The organism is Dermacoccus sp. NHGro5, from assembly GCF_017565385.1.
Taxonomy (GTDB): domain Bacteria; phylum Actinomycetota; class Actinomycetes; order Actinomycetales; family Dermatophilaceae; genus Dermacoccus; species Dermacoccus nishinomiyaensis.
In genome coordinates, this window is sequence record NZ_JAGEKQ010000013.1 from 32,122 (window position 1) to 44,305 (window position 12,184).

Here is a 12,184-nt window from a genome sequence, read left to right on the forward strand (position 1 = left end):
GATCAAATCGTCGTCCTCGATCGTTGGGAGTGCTGTGAGTGAGATGCCCCAGCTGCCGCCCGGTCTGCGCAACAACGTCCTGTCGCTGCGGTATCTGCTGCTCGGGTTCCTGCTGTCGTGGCTGCCGCTGCCCGCGTCGGGCCTGGCCGCCATCCCGCTGGCGTTGTCGCTGTTCTACGGCATCCGCTACCTGCGCGACGTGCGCCGCGCCGGCGTCGCGGGTGCGTTCGGGCCGAACCTCGTCGGCCTCGTGCTCACGGCTCTCCTGCTCGCCATGACGGCCGCGCCGCTCGTGCACTACGAACGCACGAAGAGCTATCAGGAGTGCCTGTGGGGCGCCAACACCAACCAGGCGCGCGAATCCTGCGAGAGCTCCTACAGCCAGAACCCCAACGAGGTCGAGAAGTTCTTCTTCAACTGAGCCCCGCGTGGCGTCCTCGGCATCATCGCCTGGTCACGTGAGGGCCAGAGCCACCGTGAGGGCAGCATCGACGCGCTGCATGATGTGCGGTGGTAACCCGCTCCCGGGGCGCACGTGGTGGTCGTCGTCGAGCACCTCGATGTCGTCGCAGAGGACGCTGCCGAGGAGTTCTTGGCCCGCGCGACTCGCGCCGCTGAGCTCGATCGGGACGATGCTCGGCAGCGGCGGCTTCGTCGAGGTCGTGACGCGCACGACGAGAGCACTGCGCAGATGGGTGTCACGGGCGTTGTTCGAGGCGACGGGCCAGGGTTTCTCCCCGTGGCCGAGGTCGCACCTGTAGATCGGGCCCCGGTGCATCGTCACCGCTGTGAGCCTGCCGCGTGTTCGTCGTTCGAGCGACGCCGTTCGCGCTGATCGCGGCGCGCCCGATTGCTCCGAACATGCTCGAGGTCGTCTCCTGTCTCGTGCGATGCGTACTCGGCATAGGCCGAGTCGAGCCGATATGAAGCATGAAATGCTGCGCCCATCACAGCAGGTCGCAGCCGTGCCTCACGAGCGGGCGCGTGCAGCTTTCCACCCCTCAGGATTACCGGGTTCGCAGTCGCTGCTTCGTCAAGCACGGTCGGTAGGGTTATGCACGTGAGTGCCACGCCGCAGCTGCGCCCCGACACCCGACCGCTCGAGGTCGTCGTCCTCGTCTCCGGCAGCGGTTCGCTGCTGCAGGCGCTCATCGACGCAGAGGCCGACGCGGTCGCTCGCGGTCAGCGCTCGCCGTTCACGATCGTCGCCGTCGGTGCCGACCGCGAGTGCGCCGGTCTCGAGCGCGCGATGCTCGCAGGCATCCCGACATTCGTCGTCGACACCGCCCATTTCGCCGACCGCGACGCCTGGGACAAGGCGCTCGCCGACGCCATCGAGCGCAGCTTCGACGACGACTCGGGCGACCCCGATGCGCCGCCGCACCTCGTCGTCTCGGCCGGCTTCATGAAGATCTTGGGTGCGACGACGCTCGCGCGCCACACCGTCATCAACACGCATCCGGCGCTGCTGCCGAGCTTCCCCGGCGCGCACGGTGTGCGGGATGCCCTCGCCCACGGCGTCAAGATCACGGGTACGACGTGTCACGTCGTCGACGCCGGCGTCGACACGGGCCCGATCATCGCGCAGCGCGCCGTCGAGGTGCGAGCCGATGACGACGAAGACTCGCTCCACGAACGCATCAAGGTCGAGGAGCGCGACATGCTTGTGGACGTCGTCCGCAGGTTCGCACGTGGTTGGTCCATCAACGGCAGGACGGTTTTGATCAATGAGTGACGGTTTGCGCCCCATCAAGCGGGCCCTCGTCTCGGTGTACGACAAGACGGGTCTGGAGGAGTTGGCACGCGCCCTGGCCGACGCCGGCATCGAGATCGTCTCGACCGGTGGTTCGAGCAAGCTCATCGCCGGTCTCGGCATCCCGGTGACGCCCGTCGAGGAGCTGACCGGTTTCCCCGAGTGCCTCGAGGGTCGCGTCAAGACGCTGCACCCCAAGGTGCACGCGGGCATCCTCGCCGACTCGCGCAAGGACGACCACCTGGCGCAGCTGCGTGAGCTCGGCGTCGCACCGTTCGACCTCGTCGTCGTCAACCTGTACCCGTTCGCCGAGACCGTCGCGTCCGGTGCGAGCATCGACGAGTGCGTCGAACAGATCGACATCGGCGGCCCGACGATGGTGCGCGCGGCCGCGAAGAACCACCCCACCGTCGCGATCGTCACCGACCCGTCGCGCTACGACGACGTCATCACCGCCGTCAACGGTGGCGGCTTCACGCTGCAGCAGCGCACCGAGCTCGCGCGTGAGGCGTTCGTCCACACCGCGTCGTACGACGTCGCCGTCGCGACGTGGATGGGGGAGAACCTCGCCGGTTCGGACGACGAGGCGACGGGCGATCAGTTCCCCGACTGGATGGGCGCGACGTTCACGAAGGCTGCGAGCCTGCGCTACGGCGAGAACCCGCACCAGGCGGCGGCCCTCTACACGTCGGCCGACGCGAGCGGCCTCGCCCAGGGCGAGCAGCTGCACGGCAAGGAGATGTCGTACAACAACTACGTCGACGCCGACGCCGCCTACCGCGCCGCGTACGACCACGGTGACGTGCCGACGGTCGCCATCATCAAGCACGCCAACCCGTGCGGCATCGCCGTCGGCGCTCCCGACGAGGACATCGCCGCCGTGCACCAGCGCGCCCACGAGTGCGACTCGACGAGCGCGTTCGGCGGCATCATCGCGACCAACCGCCCGGTGACGAAGGCCATGGCGGACACGGTGAAGGACATCTTCACCGAGGTCGTCGTCGCGCCGGCGTTTGACGACGACGCGCTCGAGGTACTCACCGCGAAGAAGAACCTGCGCCTCGTCACCGTGCCCGCGCCCACTGCGGGTGGTTTCGACATGCGCCCGATCAGCGGTGGTCTGCTCGTGCAGGAGCGCGACATGATCGACGCAGAGGGCGAGGACAAGGACGGTCGCACCACGGGTGACGACCCTGAGCGCTGGCAGCTCGTCGCCGGCGAGGCCGCGGACGAGGCCACGATGCGTGACCTCGAGTTCGCGTGGCGTGCGGTGCGCGCCGTGAAGTCGAACGCGATTCTGCTCGCCAAGGACGGTGCGTCGGTCGGTATCGGCATGGGCCAGGTCAACCGCGTCGACTCGTGCAACCTCGCCGTGACGCGTGCGGGCGCCGAGCGGGCCCGTGGTTCGGTGGCGTCGTCGGACGCGTTCTTCCCGTTCGCCGACGGCCTGCAGATCCTGCTCGACGCGGGCGTCCAGGCCGTTGTCGCGCCGGGTGGGTCCATTCGTGACGCCGAGGTCATCGACGCCGCGAACAAGGCCGGCGTCACCCTGTACTTCACCGGTACGCGTCACTTCGCGCACTGAATGACACCTCTGATCGACAACCCCCAGATGGCGGGTTTGGCTCAAGATGGCCTGAACGTCGGCCACATCTTCGGCCAAACCTGCCATCGTCGCGGTGCCCTGCGATGAAGCGTGACGCCAGAGCCTCCTCCGAGGCGCTTGCCCTCACTGCCGCGTTCTTCGGTGGGGCGTGCCTGTCGTTGCAGGCGCGCTTCAACGGGACGCTCGGTGAGCCGTTGTCCGAGCCGCTCGTCGCGGCGGTGTGGAGCTTCGGTTCGGGGCTCGCGCTGCTCGTGCTGACGCTCGTCGTGCCGAGCCTGCGCCGCGGCGCGGGTCGGCTCGTCGACGCGATTCGGGCGGGGCGTCTGCGCTGGTGGGAGTGCCTCGGCGGCGTTCTCGGCGGTGCGTTCGTGGCGGTGCAGACGAGCACGGTCGCCATCCTCGGGGTAGCGGTCTTCATCGTCGCGAGCGTCGGTGGCCGGGCACTCGGCGGGCTGCTCGCCGACCACGTCGGTGCCGGCCCCAAGGGGCGCACGCCGATCACCCCCGCTCGCGCGCTCGCCGGAGCGTTCGCCGTCGTCGGGGTCGGCATCACGGTGAGCGGCCAGCACGTCCCGGGTGGCATCGCGATCCTGCCGGCCCTCGCCGTCATCATCGCGGGCGTCATGACGCAGTTCCAGCAGGGTCTCAACGGGCGCGTCAGTGCGCGGGCAGGTAGTTCGTACGCGACGACGCTGCAGAACTTCCTCGTCGGCGTGATCGCTCTCGTGGTGTTCGCCGGTGCGCGCGTGCTCCTCGGCTTCACGCAGTGGCAGTGGCCGCACGACGCTCCCTGGTGGGCGTGGCTCGGTGCGCCGCTGGGCATCGCGTTCATCGGGTTGTCGGCGTGGGCGACGGAGCACATCAGCGTGCTCGTGCTCGGGCTCATGGGCATCATGGGGCAGCTCGTCGCGGCGCTCGTCATCGACCTGCTCGACCCGGTGGCGCGCGAAGGTGTCGATGTGCGCACCGTCGTCGGCATGGTCGTCACCGCTGCGGCGGCAGCGGTGGCGGCACGCTCCGGTGGCCGACGGGCTACTTCAGACGCGCGTTCGTGAGCTCGGCGAGGCGCTTGTAGCCCGCGTCGTTGGGGTGCAGGCCGTCAGGGCTGATCCACTCAGGGTGACCGGTGAGCGGGAAGTCGAGATCCAGCCACGTCGCACCTGAGCTGCGCACCACGGGTGCGGCGGCATCGCGCAGCCGTACGAGGTCGGGTGGGGGAGAACTCGCCGGTCCGATCGGTGCGATGATGACGACGCGCGCCTCGGGGACGTGCTTCTTCACCGCCGCGAGCGTCTCGCGCAGGCCCTCGACGATGGTCGCCGTCGGCACGCCGCGGGCGACGTCGTTCCATCCGCCGGAGATGATGACCGTGCCCGGCTTCGACGCTGCGGCTCGTGCGACCTGGGAAAGGTAGTGCTGCGTCGGACGCCCCACGTCGTAGCCCATGCCAGGCACGGCGACGTTGATCTCGTTCCACCCGCGCTCAGCGCTCAGGACGGTGGTCCATCGCTTGTCCGGTGAGCTCGCCTCCGAGCCGGCGGAGTAGCTGTCGCCGACGAAGGCCACCACGGGGCGTCCGCTCAGGCTGGTGAGGGCGCGTCGGCGACCGGGGCTGACGAACGGCGGTCGACGACGAGGAACAACGCCACGACGAGCACCCCGACGACGAGTGCCACGAGCGCGGGAACGCGCCACGCCACTCGCCGCTCGGCACGCTCGTGTCATGCGACGACCGTACGCGTGAGCCCAGGTCGATCACGAGCGTCCCGTCACACCCCGGTGTGAGCGCCGACCGCGCGCCCGGGGCGTCTGGCAGGATTGGGGCCATGACTGCGACGACGCTCGACGGAAAAGCCACCCTCGCGACGATCAAGGACGAGCTGCGCGGGCGCATCGATGCGTTGAAGGCGCGCGGCATCACGCCGGGCCTCGGCACGGTGCTCGTCGGCGATGACCCGGGCTCGCAGTGGTACGTCAATGCCAAGCACAAGGATTGCGCGGAGATCGGCATCACCTCGATCCGCAAGGATCTGCCGGCCACCGCGACACAGGCCGAGGTCGAGGCCGTCATCGACGAACTCAACGACGACGAGAACTGCACGGGCTTCCTCATCCAGCAGCCGACGGGCCTCGACGAGGTCGCGCTACTCTCACGCGTCAAGCCGGAGAAGGACGTCGACGGCCTGCACCCGGTCAACCTCGGCAAGCTCGTGCTCGGCGAGGAGGCGCCGCTGCCGTGCACGCCGATGGGTGTCATCGAACTGCTGCGCCGCTACGACGTGCCGTTGAACGGTGCAGAGGTCGTCGTCGTCGGGCGTGGGCTGACGGTGGGGCGCCCGCTCGGTCTCATCCTCACACGTCGCAGCGAGAACGCGACGGCCATCCTGTGCCACACCGGCACCAAGGACCTCGCGGCTCACACGAAGAACGCAGACGTCATCGTCGCCGCCGCCGGTGTGCCGGGGCTCATCACGAAGGACATGGTCAAGCAGGGTGCCGCAGTGCTCGACGTCGGAGTCAGCCGCGTCGACGGCAAGGTGGCCGGTGACATCGCACCGGACGTCGCTGAGGTCGCCGGATTCATGTCGCCGAACCCCGGCGGCGTCGGCCCGATGACGCGTGCGCTGCTGCTGACGAACGTCGTGGAGGCCGCCGAGCGTGAGGCCGAGGCTCGGGGTCGGTGAGTCACTTCAAGGTCGGCGTCCCGTGGCTCGTCGTCGTGCTGCCGGTCGCGTTGGGCCTCGCCGTCGTCTTCGGCGGGCATGTGCGCGTCGGCGGCATCCTCATGGCCGTGGGTCCGCTGCTGGGGGCGATCATGCGCGCCGTCTTCCCCGAGCGTGTCGTGCCCGATCTCAAGGTGCGTTCGCGGGGCACGGACGTCGCGTTGTACGCGCTCGGTGCGATCGTCACCTTCGTCGCCTTCACGGGCGTCAAGCTCGGTTAGGTCGCAGTCGATGACACGCCCCTCGGACGTCGAGGTGAGCGTCATCATCCCCGTCCGTGGGGCGAGCGCAAGCCTGGCCGTGCAGCTGAGCGTGCTCGCCGCGCAGCTCGACGCGCCGCCGTTCGTCCTCGTCCTTGGCGACAACGGGCGCAACGGCGACCTGCGTGGGGGCCGCGCGCGGCAAATGAGCGTCGCAGCAGGGGCGGCACCCTAGAATCTGCGGCATGGGTTTGAAGATCTCAGTGATCGGCACGGGCTATTTGGGTGCGGTGCATGCGGCGTGCATGGCTGAGTTGGGTCATGACGTGGTGGGTGTCGACACGGATGTGTCGAAGATCGAGGCGTTGGCGGCGGGGCGTAGTCCGATCTTCGAGCCGGGGTTGCCGGAGTTGTTGGCGAGTGCGCAGGCGTCGGGTCGGTTGCGGTGGTCGACGGACATCGCTGATGTGGCGGATGCTGATGTGCATTTCGTGTGTGTGGGGACGCCGCAGAAGCCGGGGGAGTATGCGGCGAACACGGATTATGTGTTCGGTGCGTTCGCGTCGTTGGCGCCGCACATGAAGGCGGGGTCGGTGGCGGTGGGCAAGTCGACGGTGCCGGTGGGGACGGTGCCGCGCGTGCTTGAGGTGCTGCAGGCCGGCGTGTGTGAGGGGGTGGATGCGCGTCTGATCTGGAATCCGGAGTTCTTGCGTGAGGGTTTCGCGGTGAAGGACACGTTGACGCCGGATCGGTTCGTGTATGGCGTGGAGGGGGAGTTCGCGGATGCGGATGTTGCGCGTCTGGATGAGGTGTATGCGCGGGCGTTGGCGGCGGGTACGCCGCGGTTGGTGACGAATTTCGCGACGGCTGAGTTGGTCAAGGTGAGCGCGAATGCGTTCCTCGCGACGAAGATCTCGTTCATCAATGCGATGGCTGAGGTGTGTGAGGCGAGCGGCGGTGATGTCGTCGCGCTCGCGGATGCGATCGGGCATGACGAGCGCATCGGGCGCAAGTTCTTGGGTGCGGGTGTCGGGTTCGGTGGGGGGTGCTTGCCGAAGGACATTCGTGCGTTCATGGCGCGTGGTGAGGAGCTTGGCCTGGCGGAGTCGGTGGAGTTCTTGCGGACGGTGGATGCGACGAACGTGCGTCGTCGTTCGCGGGTGGTGGAGCTCGTGCGTGACGTGTTGGGTGAGGACGTCGTGGGGGCGCCGGTGGCGGTGTTGGGGGCGGCGTTCAAGCCGAATTCGGATGATATTCGGGATAGTCCGGCGTTGGACGTGGCTGAGCGTTTGGTGGCCTTGGGTGTGGATGTGCGGGTGCATGATCCGGAGGCACTGGCTGTGGCGCGGGCGCAGCGTCCGGGGCCGGGTTATGTCGACACGGTTGATGAGGCGTTGGTGGGGGCGCGGGTGGTCGTGTTGTTGACGGAGTGGCAGGTGTACCGCGATCTCGACCCGGCCGATGTTGCTGAGCAGGTCGCGGGTCGTGTGCTCATCGATGGGCGGAATGCGTTGGATCGTCAGCGGTGGGCTGAGGCGGGTTTCACCGTCCACGCCCTCGGCCGCCCGACGATCACCCCCGCGAGCTGACCTCTTCCCTGCGTCCAGATGCACCCGGGTGCACTTGGACGCAGGGTTTCGGGCTGGGCGCGGTTGCGGTCGGTGGGTTCGACACGATCATCCGGCCTTGAAACGATGAGCCCATGCGAGTGATCACGGCGAACGTCAACGGCATCAGGGCGGCGCAGCGTCGCGGGGGTCTGGAGTGGTTGGCGCAGCAGGAGCCGGACGTCGTCGCGATGCAGGAGGTGCGCGCGTCGGCGAAGCAGTTCGCGACCGCACTCGACGGTTCGGCTCTCGCCGAGTTCGAGCTCGCGCACGCCGAGTCGGCCGCTGCGGGCCGTGAGGGCGTCGCCATCCTGACGAAGCATGCGCTCGCGTCGTCGAGCAGCGTCATCGACGGCTTCGACGAGATCGGCCGCTGGGTGGAGGCTGACGTCGTCGTCGACGGGCGCAGCGTCACGATCGCGAGCGTCTACGTGCACACCGGCGAGGCGGGCACCGACAAGCAGAATGCGAAATACGCCTTCCTCGACGCGCTCGAGTCGCGGATGGCGCAGCTCGTCGACCGTCCGGCGCTCGTCATGGGCGATTTCAACGTCGCGCACACGGCGAACGACCTCAAGAACTGGAAGGGAAACCGTGGCAAGGCCGGGTTTCTCGAGGACGAGCAGGCGTACCTGACGCGGCTCACCCAGAACGGCTGGGTCGACGTCGTGCGCGCCAATCACGGCGACGTGCCGGGCCCGTACTCGTGGTGGTCGTGGCGCGGAAAGGCGTTCGACAACGACTCCGGATGGCGCATCGACTACCAGTTCGCGAGCCCGGCGCTCGCCGCCGTCGCACGCGAACCGTGGATCGGGCGCGCCGCAGCCTACGATCAGCGGTGGAGCGACCACGCGGCGGTCGTCGTCGACTACGACCTCGTCGCGCTCGAGACGACGGGGGAGTGACGTGAGCGAACCGCGCGACGCCGCGTCGTCGGGCGAACCGGCCCAGGCTGACGAGGCCGTCGAGCCCGTGACGCCCGGGCAGTGGGGCACGTTCCGCACGCGCGCCGATCAGCGACGGCTCGCGCAGGTGCAGGCCGCGAAGCGCGCGCGTGCGGCAGCGCGAGCCCGCCCGGACGTTTCGCTCAGCCTCGATGCCGGGCCGGCGCCGGTTCGCCCTCAGCAGGCGGGCCCTGAGGTCGACAGCCTGGCCACCGGGGATGATCGCGAGACCTTCACCATCCTCGTCGTGTGCACGGGAAACGTCTGTCGCTCACCGTATTTCGAGCGTGTGCTGGCCGCCGACCTGGCGGGTCTGCCGGTGCGCGTCGAGGGCGCCGGGACGGGCGCGTTGCTCATCGACAGGATGTCGTCGGGATCGCAGGCACTCCTGCGCGAGCGCGGCCTCGACGGCGCGCGCTACCGTCCGCGTCAGGTGACGCCAGCGCTCGTGCGCGAGGCAGACCTCGTGCTGACGGCGTCGCGCGAGCATCGGCGCGTCCTCGTCGAAGAGGCGCCGACGGCGGCGTCGTGCGTCTTCGCGTTGCTCGACTTCGCCGACGTCTGCGCCGCCCCTGTGCCTGGAACCCGAGGCGTCGACGGGCTGCGGGAGTTCGTCGCCAAGTCGCCGGCGGGCAGCGTCGAGCGTCACAGCGCTCGTTCGGATGCCAAGGCGGAGATTCTCGACCCGTTCCGTCAGGGCCCGGAGCTCTTTGCGAGGATGGCGGCGCAGGCCGATCCGGCGCTTGCGACGGTGGCGGCGGCCGTTCGTCGCATCATGGGTTGAACGATTCGGCACGACAGTGAGGATGAGCGGATGAGTAACCACCACGCAGTGGAGTGCTGGCTGACGGACATGGATGGCGTTCTCGTGCATGAGGAGCGCGCCATTCCGGGGGCGGCGGAGTTCCTCCAGGCACTGCAGGAGACCGGCCGACGCTTCCTCGTCCTGACGAACAACTCGATCTACACCCCGCGTGACCTCCGCGCCCGCCTGCAGGGCAGCGGCATCGACATCCCCGAAGAGGCCATCTGGACGTCGGCGCTCGCGACAGCGCAGTTCCTCCACGATCAGCGAGAGGGCGGTTCGGCGTACGTCGTCGGTGAGGCAGGGCTGACGACGGCGCTCTACAACATCGGCTACACGATGACGGAGCGCGACCCCGACTACGTCGTGCTGGGGGAGACGCGCACGTATTCGTTCACGGCGATCACGCGTGCGATCCGTCTCATCGAGGGTGGCGCGCGGTTCATCGCGACGAACCCGGACGTCACAGGCCCGAGCACGGAGGGGCCGTTGCCGGCGACGGGGTCGATCGCTGCGCTCATCACGGCGGCGACGGGCGTCAAGCCGTACTACGTCGGCAAGCCGAATCCGCTCATGATGCGCAGCGCCCTCAACCGCATCGACGCGCACTCGGAGTCGACGGTGATGATCGGTGACCGCCTCGACACGGACGTGCGCAGTGGCCTCGAGGCGGGGTTGCGCAGCATCCTCGTGCTGACTGGCTCGACGAAGCCCGACCAGGTCGACCGCTACCCCTTCGTGCCGACGCGCATCTGCGACTCGATCGCCGACGTCGTGCCGCTCGTCCACGAGCTGGCGCCGCACGAGCATGAGTGACTTCGACCCCTGGGCTGACGAACGCGACACGCCGCCGGCCCCGAGCAGTGCGTCCCAACGGTCTGGAACCGTGCCGGCCACGCAGCCCGATTCATGGTGGGGTGACGAGGACGCCAACGCCGCCGGCGCGACGCTGCGGCCCGCGCGCCGCGCGCAGCCGGCACCGGGGGCGCAGCAGGCGCCGCGTGAGCCGAGCATCCTGACTGTGTGCACCGGCAACATCTGTCGCTCTCCGTACATGGAGCGTGTGTTGGCGCACGAATTGGCGCCGCTCGGGGTGCGCGTCAGCAGTGCGGGCACGGGTGCGCTCGTCGGGCAGCCGATCGAGCCAGGCAGTGCGCGGCTGCTGGAGGCGCGGGGTGTCGACACGTCGAACTATGCGGCGCGTCAGCTCACCGAGGAGATGGTGGCCGGAGCCGAACTCGTGCTGACGGCGACGCGCGAGCATCGTCGTCTCGTCGTGCAGGTGGCGCCGTTCGCGTTGCGCCGGGTGTTCGCCGTCCTCGACTTCGCGGATCTGTGCGACGGGCTCGCCTCCGCTGACGTGGCCCGCGCGACGGGCGACAACGTCGTCGCGCAGCTCGTCGCCGCAGCGGGTGCTCGGCGTGCTCAGGTGCCGGCACGTCAGGACGACGCGGCGGACGTCGTCGACCCGTACATGCGTGGTGACGCAGTGTTTCGCCAGATGCAGGCGCAGCTCGACGGGCCGTTGGCGACGATCTCCAGGGTGCCTAGCCCGTCGGTGTGACGCATCACGAGTCATGGGGATGCCTCGTTCACGCACATGCTCCATCGTTTAGGTGCCCAAGCACTCAGGTCGCGTGGTTGTGTGCTGCGGTTACGATTTCTGACAGCCATTGGGCGAAGGTCGGGCAGCGCTCCAGGATGTCGTCGAACGGCGCCTGCTCGAGCAAGCTGATGCCGATCGCCGTCTTCACGTAGGTCGGGACGCCGCGGCGAGACGGTGCGATGGGCTCGTTTCCCTGCTTCCGTTGATGGCTTCGATGCTCCCACCAAAATTGCGGATGACGTCTCGTAGCGCGCCGAGATCGGCATCGGTCAGGCTGGACCGCGTGCCCGCGTCGATGGCGGCGAAGACCAGCGTCTCGAACTCGGGCATGATGACGTGCGGCTGAACGCGGTAGGAGTTCAGATTTTCGCGCATGCGGCCCAGGAAAGCCTCGCGGTATTCCGCGCCGGAGCGTTTGGCGTCGAAGCCGGGTGTGTCACGGGGAACCCCGTAGAAGTCCATGAGGATGCCCACCGCAGCCTTATCGGGCTGGGCGGCTAGTGCGCAGGCCAGGGGCACATACTTGTGCCAGGGCGCGCCGCCCTTGTGGCTGCCCGTCGGCGTCGATTTGGTCTTGGCGATCGCGGGGATCGCGAACATGTCGGGCCGCGAGAGATATGGATTGAGGATCTGCGTGACGAAGGCTTCCTCCGTCTGCCCTTCCACCACCAGCGCGATGTATTTCATGACGCGCTGACGTCGTCGGCCGTCGGGCGGCCGCCGAGGAGGTTCATCTCCCACATCTCGGCTACGGAGTGGGTGTGGAGGGAGTCGTCGAGTTGCCCGCGGTCGGGTCTGGAGACGTGGGTCGACCCGTCGCGGCGTTCAACGACTGCGATCTCCTCGAGGTCGAACTCACCGAGCAGATCCGTGGACTGGGTTGCGAGGATGACGCGGTGGCTGTCGCGTGCTGCGACCCGCAGAAGTTCGCTCAAGAGGT

Annotated in this window: 17 protein-coding genes; 12 read left to right on the top strand and 5 right to left on the bottom strand. The window is 68.6% G+C overall.

Annotation, left to right across the window (positions count from 1 at the left end):
- Positions 1–34 precede the first annotated feature (34 nt).
- Entirely contained in the window at positions 35–421 is a 387-nt protein-coding gene (locus J4Z35_RS06705) for a hypothetical protein (RefSeq protein ID WP_074040318.1), read from the top strand.
- Positions 422–454: 33 nt separating this feature from the next.
- Here the strand turns inward: J4Z35_RS06705 and J4Z35_RS06710 are convergent, their stop codons facing one another.
- A complete protein-coding gene (locus tag J4Z35_RS06710) occupies positions 455–778 on the bottom strand; it encodes a type II toxin-antitoxin system PemK/MazF family toxin (protein WP_131942063.1) in 324 nt (107 codons plus the stop codon).
- A gap of 276 nt (positions 779–1,054) precedes the next feature.
- Here J4Z35_RS06710 and purN point away from each other — a divergent pair, with 276 nt between their 5' ends.
- The 3 genes from purN to J4Z35_RS06725 all read left to right on the top strand — a co-directional run bounded on the left by purN (position 1,055) and on the right by J4Z35_RS06725 (position 4,414).
- Entirely contained in the window at positions 1,055–1,735 is a 681-nt protein-coding gene (gene purN / locus J4Z35_RS06715) for a phosphoribosylglycinamide formyltransferase (RefSeq protein WP_131941473.1), read from the top strand.
- Entirely contained in the window at positions 1,728–3,338 is a 1,611-nt protein-coding gene (gene purH / locus J4Z35_RS06720) for a bifunctional phosphoribosylaminoimidazolecarboxamide formyltransferase/IMP cyclohydrolase (RefSeq protein ID WP_131941471.1), read from the top strand. The genes purN and purH overlap by 8 nt, the downstream gene beginning before the upstream one ends.
- A gap of 104 nt (positions 3,339–3,442) precedes the next feature.
- The gene (locus J4Z35_RS06725; RefSeq protein WP_131941467.1) at positions 3,443–4,414 is read left to right on the top strand and encodes a DMT family transporter; all 972 of its coding nucleotides are present in this window, start codon (positions 3,443–3,445) and stop codon (positions 4,412–4,414) included.
- On the opposite strand, the gene J4Z35_RS06730 is transcribed toward J4Z35_RS06725, so the two are convergent.
- Entirely contained in the window at positions 4,392–4,928 is a 537-nt protein-coding gene (locus tag J4Z35_RS06730; protein ID WP_160126234.1) for an SGNH/GDSL hydrolase family protein, read from the bottom strand. The two genes, J4Z35_RS06725 and J4Z35_RS06730, sit on opposite strands and share 23 nt — an antisense overlap.
- Positions 4,929–5,185: 257 nt before the next feature.
- On the opposite strand from J4Z35_RS06730, the gene J4Z35_RS06735 reads away from it, so the two are divergent.
- The 8 genes from J4Z35_RS06735 to J4Z35_RS06770 all read left to right on the top strand — a co-directional run bounded on the left by J4Z35_RS06735 (position 5,186) and on the right by J4Z35_RS06770 (position 11,202).
- On the top strand, positions 5,186–6,043 hold the full coding sequence (locus tag J4Z35_RS06735; protein WP_115297304.1) for a bifunctional methylenetetrahydrofolate dehydrogenase/methenyltetrahydrofolate cyclohydrolase: 858 nt from the start codon (positions 5,186–5,188) through the stop codon (positions 6,041–6,043).
- Positions 6,040–6,303 carry a DUF3017 domain-containing protein gene (locus J4Z35_RS06740; RefSeq protein WP_062257943.1) on the top strand — a complete coding sequence of 88 codons (264 nt, stop codon included), beginning with the start codon at positions 6,040–6,042 and terminating at the stop codon, positions 6,301–6,303. Before J4Z35_RS06735 ends, J4Z35_RS06740 begins: the two co-directional genes overlap by 4 nt.
- Before the next feature lie 10 nt (positions 6,304–6,313).
- A complete protein-coding gene (locus tag J4Z35_RS06745) occupies positions 6,314–6,517 on the top strand; it encodes a hypothetical protein (RefSeq protein WP_131941461.1) in 204 nt (67 codons plus the stop codon).
- Positions 6,518–6,527: 10 nt separating this feature from the next.
- On the top strand, positions 6,528–7,871 hold the full coding sequence (locus J4Z35_RS06750; RefSeq protein ID WP_131941458.1) for a UDP-glucose/GDP-mannose dehydrogenase family protein: 1,344 nt from the start codon (positions 6,528–6,530) through the stop codon (positions 7,869–7,871).
- A 113-nt stretch (positions 7,872–7,984) separates the two neighbouring features.
- Positions 7,985–8,794 (top strand): exodeoxyribonuclease III, encoded by an 810-nt coding sequence (locus J4Z35_RS06755; protein ID WP_131941455.1) that lies wholly within the window; start codon positions 7,985–7,987, stop codon positions 8,792–8,794.
- A 1-nt stretch (position 8,795) separates the two neighbouring features.
- Positions 8,796–9,617 carry a hypothetical protein gene (locus tag J4Z35_RS14455; RefSeq protein ID WP_160126233.1) on the top strand — a complete coding sequence of 274 codons (822 nt, stop codon included), beginning with the start codon at positions 8,796–8,798 and terminating at the stop codon, positions 9,615–9,617.
- A gap of 30 nt (positions 9,618–9,647) precedes the next feature.
- Positions 9,648–10,454: an HAD-IIA family hydrolase gene (locus tag J4Z35_RS06765; RefSeq protein ID WP_131941450.1), complete on the top strand. Its 807-nt coding sequence runs from the start codon at positions 9,648–9,650 to the stop codon at positions 10,452–10,454.
- Between the two features lie 70 nt (positions 10,455–10,524).
- Positions 10,525–11,202 (top strand): low molecular weight phosphatase family protein, encoded by a 678-nt coding sequence (locus tag J4Z35_RS06770; RefSeq protein ID WP_235006198.1) that lies wholly within the window; start codon positions 10,525–10,527, stop codon positions 11,200–11,202.
- Between the two features lie 64 nt (positions 11,203–11,266).
- Here J4Z35_RS06770 and J4Z35_RS14715 read toward each other — a convergent pair whose 3' ends face one another.
- Genes J4Z35_RS14715 through J4Z35_RS06780 form a run of 3 tightly spaced genes read right to left on the bottom strand, consistent with a single transcriptional unit; the run spans position 11,267 to position 12,179 of the window.
- On the bottom strand, positions 11,267–11,392 hold the full coding sequence (locus tag J4Z35_RS14715; RefSeq protein WP_255569620.1) for a hypothetical protein: 126 nt from the start codon (positions 11,390–11,392) through the stop codon (positions 11,267–11,269).
- On the bottom strand, positions 11,389–11,931 hold the full coding sequence (locus tag J4Z35_RS06775; RefSeq protein WP_131941444.1) for a DUF4276 family protein: 543 nt from the start codon (positions 11,929–11,931) through the stop codon (positions 11,389–11,391). The genes J4Z35_RS14715 and J4Z35_RS06775 overlap by 4 nt, the downstream gene beginning before the upstream one ends.
- Positions 11,928–12,179, bottom strand: a complete 252-nt coding sequence (locus J4Z35_RS06780; RefSeq protein WP_131941442.1) for a hypothetical protein — start codon at positions 12,177–12,179, stop codon at positions 11,928–11,930. Before J4Z35_RS06780 ends, J4Z35_RS06775 begins: the two co-directional genes overlap by 4 nt.
- Positions 12,180–12,184: the final 5 nt, after the last annotated feature.

Bases quoted from the DNA above. Each gene is read 5' to 3' on its own strand.
- J4Z35_RS06710 (WP_131942063.1), bottom strand. From the start codon at position 778: ATGCACCGGGGCCCGATCTACAGGTGCGACCTCGGCCACGGGGAGAAA.
- purN (WP_131941473.1), top strand. From the start codon at position 1,055: ATGCACGTGAGTGCCACGCCGCAGCTGCGCCCCGACACCCGACCGCTC.
- purH (WP_131941471.1), top strand. From the start codon at position 1,728: ATGAGTGACGGTTTGCGCCCCATCAAGCGGGCCCTCGTCTCGGTGTAC.
- J4Z35_RS06725 (WP_131941467.1), top strand. From the start codon at position 3,443: ATGAAGCGTGACGCCAGAGCCTCCTCCGAGGCGCTTGCCCTCACTGCC.
- J4Z35_RS06735 (WP_115297304.1), top strand. From the start codon at position 5,186: ATGACTGCGACGACGCTCGACGGAAAAGCCACCCTCGCGACGATCAAG.
- J4Z35_RS06745 (WP_131941461.1), top strand. From the start codon at position 6,314: ATGACACGCCCCTCGGACGTCGAGGTGAGCGTCATCATCCCCGTCCGT.
- J4Z35_RS06750 (WP_131941458.1), top strand. From the start codon at position 6,528: ATGGGTTTGAAGATCTCAGTGATCGGCACGGGCTATTTGGGTGCGGTG.
- J4Z35_RS06755 (WP_131941455.1), top strand. From the start codon at position 7,985: ATGCGAGTGATCACGGCGAACGTCAACGGCATCAGGGCGGCGCAGCGT.
- J4Z35_RS06765 (WP_131941450.1), top strand. From the start codon at position 9,648: ATGAGTAACCACCACGCAGTGGAGTGCTGGCTGACGGACATGGATGGC.
- J4Z35_RS06775 (WP_131941444.1), bottom strand. From the start codon at position 11,931: ATGAAATACATCGCGCTGGTGGTGGAAGGGCAGACGGAGGAAGCCTTC.